This window comes from Streptomyces sp. NPDC002324 (genome assembly GCF_053593335.1).
Genome location: NZ_JBSFCF010000029.1, coordinates 24,160 through 42,336, shown reverse-complemented (window position 1 = coordinate 42,336; position 18,177 = coordinate 24,160). Strand labels below are relative to the sequence as shown.

General features: G+C 70.9%; 14 protein-coding genes. 6 read left to right on the top strand and 8 right to left on the bottom strand.

Features of this window, described 5'->3' with window-relative positions; translation table 11 throughout:
• Positions 1-32: 32 nt before the first annotated feature.
• Positions 33-1,259 carry a dipeptidase gene (locus tag ACWCRJ_RS30740; RefSeq protein ID WP_450942365.1) on the top strand — a complete coding sequence of 409 codons (1,227 nt, stop codon included), beginning with the start codon at positions 33-35 and terminating at the stop codon, positions 1,257-1,259.
• An 84-nt stretch (positions 1,260-1,343) separates the two neighbouring features.
• On the opposite strand, the gene ACWCRJ_RS30735 is transcribed toward ACWCRJ_RS30740, so the two are convergent.
• Positions 1,344-1,706 carry a VOC family protein gene (locus ACWCRJ_RS30735; RefSeq protein WP_450942364.1) on the bottom strand — a complete coding sequence of 121 codons (363 nt, stop codon included), beginning with the start codon at positions 1,704-1,706 and terminating at the stop codon, positions 1,344-1,346.
• Between the two features lie 113 nt (positions 1,707-1,819).
• Between ACWCRJ_RS30735 and ACWCRJ_RS30730 the strand changes: the two genes are divergently transcribed.
• Positions 1,820-2,326, top strand: a complete 507-nt coding sequence (locus tag ACWCRJ_RS30730) for a CGNR zinc finger domain-containing protein (RefSeq protein ID WP_450942363.1) — start codon at positions 1,820-1,822, stop codon at positions 2,324-2,326.
• A gap of 134 nt (positions 2,327-2,460) precedes the next feature.
• Here ACWCRJ_RS30730 and ACWCRJ_RS30725 read toward each other — a convergent pair whose 3' ends face one another.
• A complete protein-coding gene (locus ACWCRJ_RS30725) occupies positions 2,461-3,804 on the bottom strand; it encodes a UDP-glucose dehydrogenase family protein (RefSeq protein WP_450942362.1) in 1,344 nt (447 codons plus the stop codon).
• Between the two features lie 216 nt (positions 3,805-4,020).
• Here ACWCRJ_RS30725 and ACWCRJ_RS30720 point away from each other — a divergent pair, with 216 nt between their 5' ends.
• Both ACWCRJ_RS30720 and ACWCRJ_RS30715 read left to right on the top strand, forming a co-directional pair.
• Positions 4,021-5,178: an acyl-CoA dehydrogenase gene (locus ACWCRJ_RS30720; protein ID WP_450942361.1), complete on the top strand. Its 1,158-nt coding sequence runs from the start codon at positions 4,021-4,023 to the stop codon at positions 5,176-5,178.
• 176 nt (positions 5,179-5,354) lie between these two features.
• Positions 5,355-5,720, top strand: a complete 366-nt coding sequence (locus ACWCRJ_RS30715; protein WP_005485702.1) for a four-helix bundle copper-binding protein — start codon at positions 5,355-5,357, stop codon at positions 5,718-5,720.
• Positions 5,721-5,792: 72 nt separating this feature from the next.
• Here ACWCRJ_RS30715 and ACWCRJ_RS30710 read toward each other — a convergent pair whose 3' ends face one another.
• Together ACWCRJ_RS30710 and ACWCRJ_RS30705 are read right to left on the bottom strand one after the other, a co-directional pair.
• The gene (locus tag ACWCRJ_RS30710) at positions 5,793-7,058 is read right to left on the bottom strand and encodes an LCP family protein (protein WP_450942360.1); all 1,266 of its coding nucleotides are present in this window, start codon (positions 7,056-7,058) and stop codon (positions 5,793-5,795) included.
• Between the two features lie 130 nt (positions 7,059-7,188).
• On the bottom strand, positions 7,189-8,628 hold the full coding sequence (locus tag ACWCRJ_RS30705) for an LCP family protein (protein ID WP_450942359.1): 1,440 nt from the start codon (positions 8,626-8,628) through the stop codon (positions 7,189-7,191).
• A 136-nt stretch (positions 8,629-8,764) separates the two neighbouring features.
• On the opposite strand from ACWCRJ_RS30705, the gene ACWCRJ_RS30700 reads away from it, so the two are divergent.
• Entirely contained in the window at positions 8,765-9,793 is a 1,029-nt protein-coding gene (locus tag ACWCRJ_RS30700) for a glycosyltransferase family 2 protein (protein ID WP_450942358.1), read from the top strand.
• 64 nt (positions 9,794-9,857) lie between these two features.
• Here the strand turns inward: ACWCRJ_RS30700 and ACWCRJ_RS30695 are convergent, their stop codons facing one another.
• The 4 genes from ACWCRJ_RS30695 to ACWCRJ_RS30680 form a co-directional block, all read right to left on the bottom strand.
• Positions 9,858-11,618 carry an LCP family protein gene (locus tag ACWCRJ_RS30695; protein ID WP_450942357.1) on the bottom strand — a complete coding sequence of 587 codons (1,761 nt, stop codon included), beginning with the start codon at positions 11,616-11,618 and terminating at the stop codon, positions 9,858-9,860.
• 281 nt (positions 11,619-11,899) lie between these two features.
• Positions 11,900-13,648: an LCP family protein gene (locus ACWCRJ_RS30690; RefSeq protein ID WP_450942356.1), complete on the bottom strand. Its 1,749-nt coding sequence runs from the start codon at positions 13,646-13,648 to the stop codon at positions 11,900-11,902.
• Between the two features lie 243 nt (positions 13,649-13,891).
• A complete protein-coding gene (locus ACWCRJ_RS30685; RefSeq protein WP_450942355.1) occupies positions 13,892-15,082 on the bottom strand; it encodes an LCP family protein in 1,191 nt (396 codons plus the stop codon).
• Between the two features lie 773 nt (positions 15,083-15,855).
• Positions 15,856-16,611 (bottom strand): TIGR03089 family protein, encoded by a 756-nt coding sequence (locus ACWCRJ_RS30680; protein WP_450942354.1) that lies wholly within the window; start codon positions 16,609-16,611, stop codon positions 15,856-15,858.
• A gap of 120 nt (positions 16,612-16,731) precedes the next feature.
• Here ACWCRJ_RS30680 and ACWCRJ_RS30675 point away from each other — a divergent pair, with 120 nt between their 5' ends.
• Complete coding sequence (locus ACWCRJ_RS30675) at positions 16,732-18,174, top strand: peptidoglycan recognition protein family protein (protein WP_450942453.1); 1,443 nt, start codon at positions 16,732-16,734, stop codon at positions 18,172-18,174.
• Positions 18,175-18,177: the final 3 nt, after the last annotated feature.

Sequence of the window (18,177 nt, the reverse complement as noted above, 5' to 3'; positions counted from 1 at the left end):
CTGCGATCACCCAACGGCTACGGAGGTCCGCCATGGCAGATCTGCAGGACGAACTGCAGGCCGCAGGGGAGGCCGGCGAACTCGACACGCCCCCCGACCCCACCCGCGCCGAGCCCCCGCCGGAACACGGCCACCACCCGCCGGGTGCCGAGCCCATAGCCCCCGGCGACGGCAGCCGACCCGACGACGGCGCGGCCGCCACCCCGCCCGGCACCGCCACCGAAGCCTCCGCCGCCCGGACCGCCGAGCCCTCCTCGGAGCTGGCCGAGGCACACGCCTTCCTGGCCGCGCACCCCGTGGCCGACGGCTACAGCGGTCTGCCCTGGGTGCTGCGGCAGCTGCCCCGGTACGACCTGGAGCTGGGCGAGGGCGGTGTGGACACCGATGTGCCGCGGATGCGCAAGGGCCACATCGGCGCGCTGTTCTGGTCGCTGCACCTCCCGGAGGGCCCGGCGGGCGAGCGGGCCGTCGACGCCACCCTGGAGCAACTGGACCTGGTCCGGACGGTCGTCCACGCCCACCCCGAGGGCCTGCGGCTGGTGAACAGCGCGGGGGAGACCACCGACGCCCGCAACTGCGGCCGCGTCGCCGTGCTGCTCGGCCCCGCCGGAGCGCCGGCGATCGGGGACTCCCTGGGCATCCTGCGCTCGCTGCACGCGCTCGGCCTGAAGGTCCTCACCCTGGCCGGCGCGTCCTGGGCGGGCGAGTCGGGGCTGACCAGGTTCGGCGAGGAGGTGGTCCGCGAGATGAACCGCATCGGCGTCCTCGCCGACCTCTCCGGCGCCTCCGAGGCGACCGTCCGCCGGACGCTCGCGCTCTCGCGCGCGCCGGTCGTGTGCACCCGCTCGGCGGCGCACGCCCTCCGGCCGCACGCCGCCAACCTCCCCGACGACCTCCTCGCCGCGCTGGGCGAGGCACGGGGCCTGTGCATGGTGCCGCTCACCGCCGAGCAGACCGGCCCGTCCGTCCGCGATGTCGCCGACCACCTCGACCACGTCCGCGCGATCGCCGGCCCCGAGTGCGTCGGCCTCTCCGGCACCTACGACTCCGGTGCCGCCCACCCCCAGGACCTCACCGACGCCTCCTGCTACCCCCACCTCGTCGACGAACTCATGCACCGGGGCTGGTCCGAGGCCGACCTCGCCCTGCTCACCTGGGGCAACGTCCAACGGGTCCTGCGCACCGCCGACTTCACGGCGCGAGCGGCACGGGACCGCCGCGAGGCCTCGACGGCGAGAATCGCGGAGCTGGACGGCTGACCGCCGACCCGCGCCCCTGCCGGACGGCGCAGGGGCGCGGTGACCCTTCTGGAGGCTGCGGGGGCCCCGGCCCCTACGGCGTCATCAGCTCCGGCACAGACAGAACGGATGCCCCGCGGGGTCCGCGTACACCCGGAACCCCCGCTCGCGGTCCTCGGCGTCCAGCACCGTCGCCCCCAGCGCCAGCACCTCCTTCTCCGCCGCGTCCATGTCCTCCACGTCCAGGTCGAGGTGGAACTGCTGCGAGCGCTCCGCCGAGGGCCACTGCGGTGCCACGAACCCGGGCGCCTGCTGGAACGCCAGCCGCACACCCCCGCCCGGCACCTCCAGATCCACCCAGTCCCCCTCCCCGCTGACCTTCCCGCCGACCACCTCGGCGTAGAAACCGGCGAGCGCGGCCGGGTCGGGGCAGTCCAGGACGACGACATCCAGCTTGGCGATGGCCATGGCCTTCTCCTTGCTCGTTGGTGCGCGTGACTTCGGTTGCTGCGGTTACCTGTAGAAGAGAGTAACCAGTAACGGTTACCCCATGCACCCCTCTCAGAGGTAACGTCGGCGGCATGAGTGAGAGAGCGTCCGCCCCCGGCGGCCTGGCCCTCGTCGAGAGCCTGGTGAACACGCTGGACCTGGAGACGGGCGCCGACGCGCTGGACGCCCCGGAAGGGAGCGTCCGTCTGGGCCTGGCGGCCGACGAGGACATCACGGCCGTACGCGACCTGCGGGAATCCCTCCGGGCGGCCCTGCTGGCCCACGCCGGTCACGCGCCGCACCGCACGGTGACCCCGCTCGGCGAGCTGCTGGCCGCCGCGCCCCTGGTCGTCGCGGTCTCGGCCGAGGACGGCTCCGCGACCCTGCGCCCGGCCGCCGACCCGGCGCCCCTCGTCTCCCGCGTGGCCGCGGCCGTCGCCGAGGCCCTCACGGCGGGCACCTGGCAGCGCCTCAAGGCCTGCGAGGCCCCCGACTGCCACTGGGCGTACTACGACCGCAGCCCGGCCGGACGGGGCCGCTGGTGCTCGATGCAGGTGTGCGGCGCCCGCGCGAAGATGCGCCGCTACCGGGCGAAGTAAGCGCTTCGCCCCCACCGGCCGCCGGAACGGTGGAGAATGCGGGAAGACGTCGTTCCGGCCGACTGAGCCTCGGCCGGAGCGGCGTCGCCCCGTCTGTCCTCAAGGGACGCCGCCGCCGAGTCCTGGATACGGCCCTACGCCGTCGGCCGCCCCATCGCCCGGTACGTCCACCCCGCCCGGCGCCACAGCTCCGGGTCGAGGGCGTTGCGCCCGTCCAGCACGAGCCGGGTCGACGCGACCTCGCCCAGCGCAGCCGGGTCCAGCTCACGGAACTCGCGCCACTCCGTCAGATGCAGCACGATGTCGGCGTTGCGCACGGCCGCGAGCGCGGAGTCGGCGTACCCGAGCGTCGGGAAGAGCCGCCGGGCGTTCTCCATGCCCTTGGGGTCGTAGACGGTGACCTGGCCGCCCTGGAGGTGGATCTGCCCGGCCACGTTGAGGGCGGGGGAGTCGCGTACGTCGTCGGAGTCGGGCTTGAAGGTGGCGCCGAGCACGGCGACCCGCTTGCCCAGGAACGAACCGCCGCCCAGCGCCTGCCGGGCCAGCTCCACCATCTGACCGCGCTGGCGCATGTTGATGGAGTCGATCTCGCGCAGGAACGTCAGCGCCTGGTCGGCGCCCAGCTCACCGGCACGGGCCATGAACGCCCGGATGTCCTTCGGCAGACAGCCGCCGCCGAAGCCGATACCGGCCCGCAGAAACTTCTTCCCGATCCGGTCGTCGTGCCCGATGGCCTCCGCCAGCTTGGCGACATCGCCCCCGGCGGCCTCGCACACCTCCGCCATGGCGTTGATGAAGGAGATCTTGGTGGCGAGGAAGGAGTTCGCGGAGGTCTTCACCAGCTCGGCGGTCGGGAAGTCGGTGACGACGAACGGGGAGCCCTCGGTCACCGGCGTCGCGTACACCTCCCGCAGCAGCTTCTCGGCCTTCTCGCTCCGCACGCCCACCACGATCCGGTCCGGGTGCAGCGTGTCGTTCACGGCGAAGCCCTCGCGCAGGAACTCCGGGTTCCAGGCCAGCTCGGCATCGGCCCCGGCGGGCGCGTGCTCCGCGAGATACGCGGCCAGCCGGTCGGCGGACCCCACCGGCACCGTCGACTTGCCGACGACCAGGGCCGGGCCCGTCAGGTGCGGGGCGAGCGAGGCGAAGGCCGCGTCGACGTAGGACATGTCACAGGCGTACTCGCCGTGCCGCTGCGGGGTGTTCACACAGACGAAGTGGATGTCACCGAAGGCCGCGACCTCGGCGTAGTCGGTCGTGAAGCGCAGCCGTCCGCCGGACCCCTCGATCCCGGCGACATGCCTCCGCAGCAGCTCCTCCAGCCCCGGCTCGTACATCGGGACCTCGCCCCGGCGGAGCATGTCGATCTTCTCTTCGACGACATCCAGCCCGAGCACCTCGAATCCCAGTTCGGCCATGGCGGCGGCGTGGGTCGCGCCGAGATAGCCGGTGCCGATCACGGTGATCTTGAGGGCCATGGGGTGCTCCTGGGATGTCCGGCCGAGGGTGTCGAACATGTGTCGCACATGCTCTGTCGTGGGCGCTGCACGAGCATAGTCGGGGCGTGTTCGAGCCCCTCACCGGGCAGATCTCCCGGGGTGGCGGCCTGTCGTCAAGCTCACGTATCACTCGCGTGGGCGGACCACTAAAATTGGGTTACTTAACGGTAGTTAGCGTCTGGAGCGTGAGAGACCTTGGCCGGATCGGCTGATTTCGACCTGTACCGCCCGTCCGAGGAGCACGACATGCTCCGCGACGCGATCCGTGCCCTCGCCGAGGCGAAGATCGCGCCCCACGCCGCCGCCGTGGACGAGGAGGCCCGCTTCCCCCAGGAGGCGCTGGACGCGCTCGTCGCCAACGACCTGCACGCCGTGCACGTGCCCGAGGAGTACGGCGGCGCCGGCGCCGACGCCCTCGCCACGGTCATCGTGATCGAGGAGGTGGCCCGCGCCTGCGTGTCCTCCTCCCTCATCCCGGCCGTCAACAAGCTCGGCTCGCTGCCCGTGATCCTCTCCGGCTCCGAGGAGCTGAAGAAGAAGTACCTGGGCCCGCTCGCCAAGGGTGACGGGATGTTCTCGTACTGCCTCTCCGAGCCCGACGCCGGCTCCGACGCGGCCGGCATGAAGACCCGCGCGGTCCGCGACGGCGACCACTGGATCCTCAACGGCGTGAAGCGCTGGATCACCAACGCGGGCGTCTCCGACTACTACACGGTCATGGCCGTCACGGACCCGGACAAGCGCTCCAAGGGCATCTCCGCCTTCGTCGTCGAGAAGTCCGACGAGGGCGTCTCCTTCGGCGCCCCGGAGAAGAAGCTCGGCATCAAGGGCTCCCCGACCCGCGAGGTCTACCTCGACAACGTCCGCATCCCCGCCGACCGCATGATCGGCGAGGAGGGCACCGGCTTCGCCACGGCGATGAAGACCCTGGACCACACCCGTATCACCATCGCCGCCCAGGCCCTCGGCGTCGCCCAGGGCGCCCTCGACTACGCCAAGGGCTACGTCCAGGAGCGCAAGCAGTTCGGCAAGCCGATCGCCGACTTCCAGGGCATCCAGTTCATGCTCGCCGACATGGCCATGAAGATCGAGGCCGCCCGCGCCCTGACCTACCAGGCCGCCGCCAAGTCCGAGCGCGGCGACAAGGACCTCACCTTCCAGGGCGCCGCCGCCAAGTGCTTCGCCTCGGACGTCGCCATGGAGGTCACCACCGACGCCGTCCAGCTGCTGGGCGGCTACGGCTACACGCGCGACTACCCGGTCGAGCGGATGATGCGCGACGCCAAGATCACGCAGATATACGAGGGCACCAACCAGGTCCAGCGGATCGTGATGGCCCGCAACCTGCCGTAACCCCTTCGGCGCAGCGCGTACACAGCCCCCGGCACCCCGCCGGGGGCTGTTGTCTTATGGGGCGGATGGGGCGGATTGTTTCCGTCCGCCCGATGGCGGACGGGGGCGGGCGGGCGTAGGACGGAAGTGCACGGGGTCCGCCCCGGACCCCGCTCCCACCACCCCCAGGAGGAGCCATGACGCAGCACGCCGGAGCCATGACCGCGATGAGCAAGGAGATGCAGGAGTGCGTCAACGCCTGCATGACGTGCCACAGCATGTGCGAGGAGACCATGAGCTCCTGCATGCAGGCCGGCGGCCAGGCCCAGATGCAGATCATGCGCGCCCTGATGGACTGCGCCGAGATGACCCGTATGTGCGCGGACATGATGATGCGGCGCTCGCCGCTGTCCGCCGAGATGTGCGCGATGTGCGCCCGCGCCTGTGACATGTGCGCCGAGGCGTGTATGTCCATGCCGGACGATCAGCAGATGATGCGCTGCGCCGAGGCGTGTCGCCGCTGCTCCGAGACGTGCCGGACGATGGCGGGCGCGACCGCCTGACGCCGACTCGTACGCACGGATACGACGGAGGGGCACCCCGTCATGGAATGCCCCTCCGTCACGCGGTGCGGGTCAGCTGTCCGACACCGTCACCGTCTCGTCGTTCTTCAACTGCTCCACCAGCTGCTTCACCTTCTCGGTGTTCCACTGGAGGTTGCCGTTGCCGGCGTTGCCCGAGATCGGCATGTTCATGGACTTGCCGTCGCCGCCCGTCACACCCTTCATCGCCCAGAACATGTCGGCCAAATCGAACAGGCTCATGTCCTTGTCGACGATCAGGGTGTCCAGGCCCGCGCTCATCGTCGGGTACAGCTTGAAGGGGTTCAGGATCGTGCTCGGCGTCGCCGTCTGGCTGGCGAGGGCCGCGAGGAACTTCTGCTGGTTCTTCGTACGGTCCAGGTCGCTGCGCTGGAGGGCGTAGCGGGTGCGGACGAAGGCGAGGGACTGCTCGCCGTTCAGCGTCTGCTTGCCCGCCTCGAAATTGGCGCCGGACTTGGTGTCCTTCAGACCGCCCTTGGGGATGTCGATCTCCACGCCGCCGACCGCGTCGACGATGTTCGCGAAGCCCGCGAAGCCGATCTCCACGTAGTGGTCGATGTGCAGACCCGTGTTGGCCTCGACGGTGCGGACCAGCAGCTCGGGCCCGTCCTCCGCGTAGGCCGCGTTCAGCTTGACCTGGCGGCCGGTGCCCTTGAACGTCTTGCCGGACTCGGAGCCGACGAACGTCGGGATCGTGACGTTCGAGTCACGGGGCAGTGAGACCAGCGTCGGGCCGTTGGACCCGGTGTGCAGGATCATCATCGAGTCCGTGCGCTTGCCGTCGGCGGAGCCGGTGTGGAGTTCCTTCTTCTGGTCGGCGGACAGGCCCTCACGGCTGTCGGAGCCGACGATCAGGTAGTTGGTGCCCTCGCCCGCCTCCGGCCGGTCGATGACCTTCGACAGGTCGACCTCGCGGTTCAGCTTGGAGTCGGCCCAGAAGTACGTGCCGATCGTCGTCGCGAGCACCACCACGGTGACCGTGATCGCCGTCAGCTTGATGCGGCGCCGCCAGTCCGGCGCGGGACGGTCGCCCCGGCCGCCGCCCGGACCGCCGACGCCGCCGGAGCCGTAGACCTGGCCGGTGTTGTAGTCGCTGTTGTGGCCGCCGCCGTACTGGTCGGGGCCGCTGTTGCCGTAGCCGTCACCGTAGGCGTCGCCGTACGAAGGCTGCTGGGGCACACCACCCTGAGGGGGTGCCGACGGGCCGCGACGGACCTGGCGCATCACACGCGGACCATCGGGCTGGGCGAAGTCGCCGCCGCGGTTGTTGCCGGACCATCCCTCGGGCCAATCGTTCATGCGCCCCAGTGTGCCGGGTCCGGCCATGCCCTTTACAAGGGTCGATGAAAAACAAAGGCAGGGCTGTTGCGAAGCCGACACAAATTGCACGGTTTTGTAGGGGAGCAGACGCTTCGGACGATCGCGGGGCTCACGGGCACGAGACCTGGTCGCCCCGCACCACGCCCGACTCGCCCTGCCCGGGGTTCTCCGCCCGCACCTTGCGGACCCGCTTGAAGTCCGTGCCGGCGACCACCCTGAGGGTGGGGCCCTGGGCACGTACCGGACGCAGTTCCGCGCCCGGGAGGGCGGTCGCGAGGGAATGGGCGGAGCGGTCCCAGCGGGGGTCGTAGACGACGACCGTGCGGCGGACGTCCTGCCGTGGGGCGTTGACCGGAGTTTTCGTGGTGCGGAAGCCGGTGGCGGCCAGCTGGCGGTCCACCTTCCTGCCGAGACCGGGGACCGCCGTGCCGTTCTCGACCTGGACGCGGATCTGCTGGGGGGCGACGTCGACGAGGGTGTGGCGGGCGCGCGCCTTGTAGGGGGCGAGGGGCCGGTCGTCGCGCAGGGCCTCGAACAGCCGGGCGGCCTTCGCGTCGTCCCACTTGAGGGTCGAGCCGATGCCCTTGACGGCGTACCCCATGCGCCCGATGGGCACGGTGGTGAACTCGGAGGAGGCGGGCGTGAGGTTGCGCATCGCGCGGCCGAGGTCGATCAGCTCGCCGGTGCCGAACTCCTTGTCGGCGCGGACGGACCCGAGGACGGCCTGCGTGATGTCGCGGAACTTCATCGGGTTGAGCAGGACGCCGGAGGAAGTCGCCTGCGACATCAGCGAGGCCATGAACCGCTGCTGGCGCTTCATACGGCCGAGGTCGGAGGAGCCGTCGGCGTGCCGGGAACGGACGTACTGCAGCGCCTGGCCGCCGTCCAGCTCATGGGTGCCGGCCGTCAGGTCGAGGCCGGTGTAGGAGTCCTTGAGGGGTTCGGCGGTGCAGATCCTGACGCCGCCGAGGACGTCGACCGTCCGCATGAAGCTGGTGAAGTCGACCTCGACGTAGTGGTCGATCTTCACCTTGGTCATGTGCTCGACCGTGCGCACGGTGAGCTGGGGCCCGCCCTCCGCGTAGGCCGCGTTCAGCTTGATCGGATGGCCCCGGTGGGCCTTGCCGGTGGCGCGGTCGGTCCGCGCGGGCGTCTCGGCGTACGAGTCGCGCGGCAGGCTCACCACGCTCGCGCGCTCCCGGTCCGCCGAGATGTGCACGATCATCATCGTGTCCGTGCAGTGGCAGGGGGCGCCGCCGAGCCGGTACTTGCGCCGCTCCTTCTCGCCGATCCGGTCGCGGCCGTCGGTGCCGACCAGCAGGACGTTCATGCCGTGGCCCGCCTCGGGACGGTTCTTCATGTCCTTGAAGGCGTCGACCCGCTTGATCTCGCCGTCCAGGCGGGTCACCACCGCGTGCCCGATGCCCGCGGCGGCCAGCACCACCACGGAGAGCGTGGTCACCGCCCGCATGGCCCAGCTCCGCCGCCTGGGGCGTACGGGAGGCCGGGGCTGCTGCGGACGAGCTGGACGGCGGGGCGGTGTGGACACGGGGGGACACCTCCGCGAGACCGGTCATGGGGAGTCGGGGAACCGTGAGCACCGTAGGGCCCCGGCATCGGCGGCCCGTCCACGCGACCGGGCGGCGCGCGTCGGTGTCCCCCGTTCGCGGTAACGTGAGCCCTCTATGAACGCCAAGCCCGACGCGCAGCTCCCCGCCGTGTCCGTGATCATGCCCGTCCTCGACGAGGAGCGGCATCTGCGCGGAGCCGTCCAAGCGATCCTCGCGCAGGAGTACGCCGGCGAGATGGAGGTCGTGATCGCCCTCGGTCCGTCCACGGACCGCACGGACGAGATCGCCGCCGCGCTCGTGGCCGAGGACCCGCGCGTGCACACCGTCCCCAATCCCACCGGCCGTACGCCCGCCGCGCTCAACGCCGCGATCAAGGCCTCCCGCCACCCGATCGTGGTCCGTGTCGACGGCCACGGCATCCTCTCGCCGAACTACATCGCCACCGCCGTACGGCTCCTGGAGGAGACCGGCGCGCAGAACGTCGGCGGCATCATGCACGCCGAGGGCGAGAACGACTGGGAGCACGCGGTCGCCGCCGCCATGACCTCGAAGATCGGCGTCGGCAACGCGGCCTTCCACACCGGCGGTCAGGCCGGTCCCGCGGAGACGGTCTATCTGGGGGTCTTCCGGCGCGAGGCGCTGGAGCGACAGGACGGCTACAACGTGGAGTTCGTCCGCGCCCAGGACTGGGAGCTGAACTTCCGCATCCGTGAGGCGGGCGGCCTCATCTGGTTCTCGCCCGAGCTGCGGGTGTCGTACCGGCCGCGGCCGAGCGTCAAGGCGCTCGCCAAGCAGTACAAGGACTACGGGCGCTGGCGGCACGTCGTCGCCCGCTACCACGAGGGTTCCATCAACCTGCGCTATCTCGCCCCGCCGACCGCGGTGTGCGCGATCGTGGCCGGTGTCCTGGTGGGCGCCCTGCTGACCCCGCTGGGCTTCCTGGTCCCCGGCGGCTATCTCGCCGCGATCGTCGCCGGGTCGGTCCCGGCGGGCAGGGGACTGCCGCTCAAGGCCCGCCTCCAGATCCCGGTCGCCCTCGCCACCATGCACATGTCCTGGGGCTTCGGCTTCCTCACCAGCCCCAAGTCCCTGGCGCGCAAGGTCATCGCCTCCCGCCGCCCGGCGGTGCTCGCCGAGAGCTGAGCACGAAGGACGTACGCCTCGGGCCCCTCCCGTTCGCGAGAGGGGCCCGAGGCGTGTGCGGGACCTACCAGCTGAAGGCCGGGTTGACCTCCATGCAGGCGTCCGTCTTCGCCCCGTTCAGCGCGTCCGCCGACTTCGGCGTCCGGTCGTCCTCCTTCGCGGCCCTGTACGTCGTGCCCTCGCGCCAGTCGGCGCCGACGAGCAGCGTGACTCCGCTGACCTCGGTGGACTTCTCCACCTGGCCCAGCGGGATGCCGAGGGCCTTGGCGACCTCCTGGGCGTCGCCCTCCAGCTCGGCGCTCGGATAGCGCACGACCGTCTTGTCCTCGACGACCGCGGTGGTCGAGTCGGACGTGGACTTGGCGAAGCCCTCCTCGACGAGCAGCTGCGACACCGTGTGCGCGCGGCCACTGACCGGGGCGAGGGTGGAGGTCATGGTGCCGTTGCGCACCAGCACGCCGATCTTGTCCTTGGCCGCCGCCGGGTCGTCGGAGCCGGCCTCCTCGACGGCCTCCTTCTTCTTGTCCTTGCCGTCCAGCGCGATGTCCTCCCGCACCAGCCGGAACAGCTTCTCCGCGTCGCCCTCCTTCGGCACGACGCGCGCGCCGACGTACGTGAACGGCATCGTCGTCATCGTGATCCGGGCCGGCTCGACCTTGCGCAGCTCCGTGCTGAGGTCGTAGAGCGCGGCGACGTCACCGAGGCCCTCGTCGACGGTGAGGGACTCGGTGGCCTCCTCGGCGAGCTTGCGCAGCTTGTTCGGGTTGCTGATCGTGGCGTTCGCGCGCAGCTCGCGGACCATCGAGTTCATGTACTGGTGCTGGGCCTTGGCCCGCGCGATGTCGCTGCCGTCCTCGAAGCCGTACCGGGTGCGCAGCCACTGCAGGGCCTGCTTGCCCTTGACGTACGTGGTGCCCTTCTCCAGCTTCAGCCCGGAGCCGTGGCCCTGGCTGTCCTTGGACTCGATGTTGGCGGTCACGCACACCGGCACACCGCCGATCGCGTCGGCCATCGACACCACACCGGAGAAGTCGACCATCATGAAGTGGTCGATACGGATGCCGGTCAGCTTCTCCCAGGTGGCGACCGTGCAGCCGGGACCGCCACGCTCCAGCGACTGGTTGGTCATCGTGTAGGTCAGCGCCCGGTACACCTCGCCGCTGTCCGGGTCGGTGCACTTGGGGATGTCGAGCAGGGTGTCGCGGGGCATGCTGACGACCGACATGTTGCTGCGGTCCGCGGACAGGTGCAGCAGCATCTGCACGTCGGCCAGCGGCGGGCCGTCGAAGGTCTCCCGGGCGCCGCCGAGCTTCTGGTTCTCCGCGGTGTCCCGCGCGTCCGAGCCGATGAGCAGGATGTTCAGCGGGGTCTGGCCGGCCGCGTTCGGCGTCGGCTCGGCGATCTTCGTCTCGCCGAGGTTCAGCTTCTCCTTCTTGATGTTGCCGTTGAGGTGCTGGTAGTAGAGATAACCGGCACCCGCGGTGCCGAGTATCACCACCGCCAGAATCGTCGCCGACCAGCGCAGCACCCGTCTGCGCCGGGGCTTCGCGGCGGTCTTCGCGCGCCCCCGGCCCCCACCGCCCCCGGCGCGGCGGCTCCCCCGGCGCTGCTCGGGAACCTTGACGTCCGTGTCACCGCCCGAGCCGGACGCGTCACCGCCCGAGCCGGAGGCACCGCCGTCCGAGCCGGAGGCACCGCCGTCCGAGCCGGAGGCACCGTCGTCCGAGCCGGACGCGTCGCCCCGCGGTTCCAGGTCCCCCTCCTGATCGCCGGGTTCCTCGACACGCGGTCGCCCCCCGTCCCCGCGCACGTCGCTCCGTACCATCTCCCTGCCCCTCCCCACCCTGCCGTGACGGGGCCGCCCCCGCCTCCTGTTGGACTGTCGAGACCCCGACTGGGATGTACTCATGTTCTGTTGAACGCGTCATACGTTCCGACCGGATGACATGCGGACACGGGTCGGTACGGCGGCACCGGCCGCCCACGGCATCACGACGACATCAGAACCGACCGGCCGGGCGCGTTCCCGCGCCCGCCCGGTGAGTCACCGACGTTCTCTCTCGACTGTTCGCGTCGTACTAGACGCACCATGACCCCGTCAGGTCATCAACTGGCGCACTTTTCCTTGTCCGCGGTGTTCTTCTCGACGTCCAGGTCCGCCGCCGACGTCGCTTTCAGCGGCACCCCGGCTCCCTTGAAGTCCTCGCCGAGGGTCAGCACCATCGAGGGCAGTCCCTGGGCGTTGGTCTCGCTGTTGCCCTTGCCCGGCTTCAGCGCGGACGCGGACAGACCCATGAGGTCGGCCAGCTTGCGCGCCTGGTCGGCCTGGCCGGGGTCGTACGCGAGGGTCGTCTTCTCCAACGTCTTGTCGGCGTTGCCGAGCTGGCTCGACTTGGTCACGCCGACATCATTCTGCAGCCAGCTGAGAGTGGCCTGTGCGCTGCCGGCCTCGGCACCGCCGTTGTAGACGCTGACCCGGACCTCGGAGGCGTCGGCGCGCTTGCCCTTGAGCTTCGCGGCCTCCTTCTCCTTGGCCTGCTTCTTCACCTCGGTGAGCGAGATGTCGTTCCGGATCGTCGAGAACAGCTGCTCGGCCTTGCCCGGCGTGGGCAGCACGGTCGCGCCGTCGGTGTTGTCGACGACCGGCACGGTGGTGAAGGTGATGTTCTTCGTCTTCACCTTGCCGACCTCCTGGCCCAGCGAGGCCAGCTTCTTGATGTCGGAGATCTTGGAGTCGACGGACAGCGCGCTGGTGGCGGCCTCCGCGAGGTCCAGCACCTTCCCCGGGTCGGTGAGCGTGTCCTCCGACTTCATCTGGCGGATCATCGAGCTGAGGAACTGCTGCTGCAGCTCGATCCGGCTCAAGTCGCTGCCGAGGCCCACGCTGTAGCGGGTGCGCAGGAACGCCAGCGCCTGCTCGCCCTCGATGGTGTGCTTGCCCTCGGAGAGGTCGAGCTTGGACTTGGAGTCCTTGATGGGCTTGGCGAGGCAGACCTCGACACCGCCGATCGCCGTGGAGAGCGTCTTCACGGCGTTGAAGTCGGCCACCATGAAGTGGTCGGGGGTGATCCCGGTCAGCTCGGTGACCGTGCGCATGGTGCAGCTCGGGGTACGGCCGTCCTGGCCGAGGCTCGTGTTGAACCGGACGTTCGGCGTACCCGCGATGTCCTTCGTCGAGCCGTCCTCCTGCGTCGTCGGGCACTCCGGGATGTCCACGATCATGTCGCGCGGGATGCTCATCGCGGTCGCGTTCGTCCGGTCCTTGGAGACGTGCAGCAGGATCGTGGTGTCGGCGTGGCCGACGCTCTCCTTGTCGCCGTAGCTCTCGTTGCCCGCGCCGGTGCGCTTGTCCGTGCCGATCACCAGCAGGTTGATCGCCCGGTCCTTGCTGAAGCCGCCGGTGCTCGCGCCGTCGTCCGAGATCTTCTGGATGTTGTTGTTGAGGTGCTGGTAGTAGAGGTAGGCCGCGCCGCTCACGCCGACCAGCACGAAGGCGAGCGTGCCGCCCGTCCACACCAGGATCCGCTTGCCCGTCGACTTCCTGGGCTTGGCCTTGGACTTGCCCCGGCCGCTCCGGCGGCCCGGCAGCGGGTCCTCCTCGGGCGTGCCCCGCCGGCGCCGGGGTCCCGGCAGCGTGTCGGGGATCTCCCGGGTGTCCGTGCCCACCGACGCGGAACGCGTGGTGGTGGTTGCCCTGGCCCCTGTCGCGGCGGGCGTGGCCCGACGCGGCCTCGGTACCGCCGACTGCGGTGCGGAAGGACTCAGTCGCAGTTCGTATTCACCGGTGCTCGGGTTGAGTACCCACTGATCTGCGGGGTCGATGTCGTCCGCCCGCCCACGGCCTTGCGCGTCCACGGTTGTCTGATTCCTCCGTCGGGGCCACGCGGCGCCTTCCCCCTCAAAGGACGCTCGGGTCTCGATACAACTGGTGCGCGACCGAAGGGCCGACGCACCGGATCGCTCACACTAGCCGCCCGATCAGGCGTCAAGCGACGGCGGTGACAAATTGCACGTCCCTACAACTGGGCAATCTGCCCATTTCCTAGAGCATTTGTTCCTGGTGTTGACGCGCGCTTTACCTGCGGAACCCCTTCGGGGTCACACGCAGTCCTCCTCCGCGGCCGTACTTCCGCGGAAAGTCGGCATCGGATCCGGTGTCCCGGAGAGGCTTCCCGAAAGCTGTTCCGGGCGCCCTTCCCGCTTCCCGCCGGGCAGTTCCCGGGCGATCGCCAGGGGTTCGTCGGCGCGCAGTCGTGCGAAAAGTCGCCGTGCCGCCGGTTCGACGAGCTCATCACGATTGGCGTCATACGCATACGACTTCCTGGGAACGGTCAGGAATTGCACCTTTTCCATGGGAATCGTGCGCAGACCGCGCACAAGGTCGTAGAGCCCGCGCAGACTCGCTAGCCCGGGATCCGTGGTGAGTGAGGACGTGGCCGCGTCCAGGACCGGATACAGCTTCACCGGATTCAGCAGGACCTCGTTGCCGCGCACCTTCGCGGCCAGCGCCGCGAGGAAACGCTGCTGCCGGTCCATCCGTTCCGTGTCGCTTCCGTCCCCCAGCGACTTACGGGCCCGCACGTATCCCAGCGCCTGTTCCCCGCTGAGCTTCACCCGGCCCGCGGGCAGCCGCAGATCGGCCTGTTTGTCGTGAATGGGTTCGGCGAGGCACACCTCGACCCCGTCGACGGCGTCGACCATCTCCTTGAACCCGCTGAAGTCCACGACGATGTGATGGTCGATCCGGATATCGGTCAGCCGCTCGACCGTCCGAATCGTGCAGGCCGAACCACCCGCCTGGAACGCGTAGTTGAACAGGGTGAACGCCGGTTCGGTACGACGTCCGTCCGCCCGCCGGCAGCTCGGCACCTCCACCATCAGATCCCGCGGCAGCGACACCGCGGTCGCGCTCCGCCGGTCAGCCGCGAGATGCAGCAGGATCGTGGTGTCCGACCGCTCGGTCCCGGAATCCCGCCCGTACTCGTCGTTGCCGTCTCCCGCCCGTGAGTCCGACCCGATCACGAGGATGTTCTGCGCGCCCCGCACGAGCGCCGTCGGTCGCTCCTTCTCGAACCGCGCCAGCTCGTCCGCCGCCGTCCGGTCCGACGTGATGTTCCCGTCCAGCTTCCGGTACGCCGCCCACCCCACCCCCACGGCCCCGACGATCACCAGCCCCGCCCCGCCGGCCACCCACCGCACCCACCGCCGCCGACGCCGCGCCCCGGCCCCGGTGGGCGTGCCCCCCGCACCGGGCCCCAGCCCCACCACCCTGCCTCCGGCGTCGTCCACTTCCGGCCACCCCTCACGGCGTACGAGCGAGTCGCTGCTCCTACGACGATGGCCCGCGAGAAGCCCCGAGGGCGGCCGGGACTAGGCCGAACGGGGGACGGCTGGGGGAGGGGGGCGTGTTGCGCGGGGGTGAGGCGGGAGGGACGGGCCGTCTGACGGCTCGCAGGGGCGAGCTTGGAAGGGGACCGATTGCCCTACGGGCCCGAGGGAAAGCGAGCCGGCTGCCCCGAGGGCCCGAGGGGGAGGGCTGGCTGTGGCGTGGGTGCCCTGGGGGCCTGGGGAGGAGGGCTGGCTGTGGCGTGGGTGCCGTGGGGGCCTGAGGGGGAGGGCTGGCTGTGGCGTGGGTGCCCTGGGGGCCTGGGGAGGAGGGCTGGCTGTGGCGTGGGTGCCGTGCCGGCCCGGAGGGGGAGGTCCGGCTGTGGGGTGGGTGCCGTGGGGGCCTGGGGAGGAGGGCTGGCTGTGGCGTGGGTGCCGTGCGGGCCCGAGGGGGAAGTCCGGCTGAGGCGTGGGTTCGAGCGCGGAGGGGCCCGTTGTCCTGCGGGCCCGGCAAGGGCTGCGCTGTCCTACGCGGCCGAGCGGCAGCCGCGCCCCAAAGGGGCGCGGGGAACTGCGCGAGCAACCCCAACGAACCCGCAGCCGCCCGACCACCGCACCCCCACGGTGTCACCGCGCGCGTGAAGGGGCGCGGGGAACTGCGCGAGCAACCCCAACGAACCCGCAGCCGCCACCACACAGCAACCCCCGGACCCCGGACCCCCAGACCCCGCCGCGCGTCACCGCGCAGTCGAAGTAACCCGCTCACTCTCGATCCGCTTGGCCAGCGCATCCTCACCCAACGCCCCAAGATGCCGGCACAACACCACGGACCCCCCACTCGCGAGCGGCCCGTACAACCCCGCGGACAGCCCCTCCCACGTGTCGTACCCCAGCCCCGACAACAACCGGGACCCGGGCCCCGTCAGCCCGAGCCCCCCCGCCTCCGCCCGAGCCCGCTCCACGACCTCCGCCCCACTGAACTCCCGCCCCGCCACGACCAACGCCGCCTCCTCGGGATCCACCGGCGCGTACGCCACGAACCGATCCCCCTGCGACGGCACCTCCACGGCATAGTCGGCGAAGCCGTCCGGCACCTGCGCGAACCGCCCCCCGAGCGGCCGCAACGCGAGAGCGACCCGCTCCCCGGAGCACGCCCGAGCCGCGTCCAGCGTGTCCGGCCCGCTCACCACGAGGTCCGCCGCCCCCGGATCCCCACCGACCTCGGCGACCACCCCCACCGACGAACACGCCAGCAGCCACACCGCCGTCTGCCAGTGCGCCGGCAGCAGCAGCGCGACCCGGTCACCCGGCTCCGCGGACAGCTCGCCCTGCAGAAGATTCGCGGTCTTGGCCACCCAATTGGCGAAGGTGGCCACGGACAATTCGACCCGCTCGCCCGTGGCGTCGTCGTAGAAGGTCACCAGGGGGCGCGCGGGATCCGCGGTCAGCGCGGATCGCAGCAGGTCGGCAGGGGTGCGGTCGGTGGCGTTCACCCGCGTAAGCGTACGCGCGACCCCGCCCGCCCGCGGCCCCGGGCGGACCGGGATCGCCACCGGTTCGGCGGAGCGCGGCCGACGACCCGTCAATTCCGCGATGGACAGATATGTATGACTATGTCCAGGATCGGACACATGCGTAGATCACGATTCCTCGCGTCCTCGATCGGCGTCACCTGCGCGGCGGCACTCGCCCTCCCGGCGGCACTCCCGGCGACGGCATCCGCGGCGACCCCGACGGACTCGTCCTCCACGGCGACCCTGGCCCCGGCGCGGACCCCGGCCCCGGCCGCCCCGCTCGCGCCCGCGTCCGGCAGCACCCAGTCCCTCCCCCTCCTCCCCCTCGGCACGGACCGGCACCTCGGCCCGGCCGCCCCCGAACAGGGCCTCGGCAAGCGGGACGTACGGTCCTTCTCCCTGGTCGGTGTCGTCTGGGACAACCCGGACACCGAACTCCAGGGCCGCGTCCAGGTCCGCACCCGCGCCAGGGGCACCGACCGCTGGTCCGGCTGGCAGGACGTGGAGACGCACAACCACGAGCACGCCGCCGACCTGGACACCGCCGAGCGCTCCTCGGGCCGCGTGCGCGGCTCCACCGCCCCGCTGTGGGTCGGCGACTCCGACGGCGTCGAGGTGCGTGTACGCGCCGAGACCCAGGGCCGTACGACCGCTCCGGGCGTCCAGGCGCTCCCGGACGGCCTACGTCTCGAACTGGTCGACCCCGGCTCCGGCACCCTGGAGGGCGCCGCGGGACCGGGCGCCGTGCACGCGGCCGACCCCCCGCCCGTCGGCACCCCCGTGGACGCGCCGCGGCTGGGCACCCTGACCGCCGAGTCGGCCGCCGCCTCCGCCGTCAACGCCGACCTCGCGCCGCTCGGCGCCACCTCGATCCCGGCGCTGTCGCGCAAGGAGACGGAGGAGCGGCTGGCGAACGTGGCACCCGGGGTGAAGCCGTTCATCGGGCCGCGCCCCCGCATCGTCACGCGAGCCGGCTGGGGCGCCGACGAGAAGCTGCGCGAGCGCGACTTCCGCTACACCACGCGGGTCAGCGCGGCCTTCGTGCACCACACGGCGTCGGGCAACAACTACAAGTGCGCGCAGGCCCCTTCCGTCATCCGCAGTATCTACCGCTACCACGTCGTGAGCAGCGGCTGGCGGGACATCGGCTACAACTTCCTCGTCGACAAGTGCGGAAACATCTACGAGGGACGTGCGGGTGGTGTCGCGAAGGCCGTCATGGGGGCGCACACCCTCGGCTTCAACACGAACACCATGGGTGTCGCGGTCCTCGGCAGCTACGGGACCACCAAGCCCCCCGCGGTGACGGTGAAGGGAATCGCGCAACTAACCGCCTGGAAACTCGGTCTTTACGGAGCGAACCCCAAGGGCAAGACATACCTCACTTCGGGTGGTGGCAATCTCTACGCAAAAGGTAAGAAGGTACGACTGCACGTGATCTCCGGCCACCGCGACGGGTTCGCGACCGAGTGCCCGGGGGGGCGCCTTTACGGAAAGCTCGGTACGGCCCGCACGGAGGCCGCCCGCTATCAAGGCCGATAGCGG

Excerpts from the sequence above, each read along its gene's own strand:
- ACWCRJ_RS30740 (WP_450942365.1), top strand. The coding sequence starts at position 33 with ATGGCAGATCTGCAGGACGAACTGCAGGCCGCAGGGGAGGCCGGCGAA.
- ACWCRJ_RS30735 (WP_450942364.1), bottom strand. The coding sequence starts at position 1,706 with ATGGCCATCGCCAAGCTGGATGTCGTCGTCCTGGACTGCCCCGACCCG.
- ACWCRJ_RS30730 (WP_450942363.1), top strand. The coding sequence starts at position 1,820 with ATGAGTGAGAGAGCGTCCGCCCCCGGCGGCCTGGCCCTCGTCGAGAGC.
- ACWCRJ_RS30725 (WP_450942362.1), bottom strand. The coding sequence starts at position 3,804 with ATGGCCCTCAAGATCACCGTGATCGGCACCGGCTATCTCGGCGCGACC.
- ACWCRJ_RS30715 (WP_005485702.1), top strand. The coding sequence starts at position 5,355 with ATGACGCAGCACGCCGGAGCCATGACCGCGATGAGCAAGGAGATGCAG.
- ACWCRJ_RS30710 (WP_450942360.1), bottom strand. The coding sequence starts at position 7,058 with ATGAACGATTGGCCCGAGGGATGGTCCGGCAACAACCGCGGCGGCGAC.
- ACWCRJ_RS30700 (WP_450942358.1), top strand. The coding sequence starts at position 8,765 with ATGAACGCCAAGCCCGACGCGCAGCTCCCCGCCGTGTCCGTGATCATG.
- ACWCRJ_RS30695 (WP_450942357.1), bottom strand. The coding sequence starts at position 11,618 with ATGGTACGGAGCGACGTGCGCGGGGACGGGGGGCGACCGCGTGTCGAG.
- ACWCRJ_RS30675 (WP_450942453.1), top strand. The coding sequence starts at position 16,732 with ATGTCCAGGATCGGACACATGCGTAGATCACGATTCCTCGCGTCCTCG.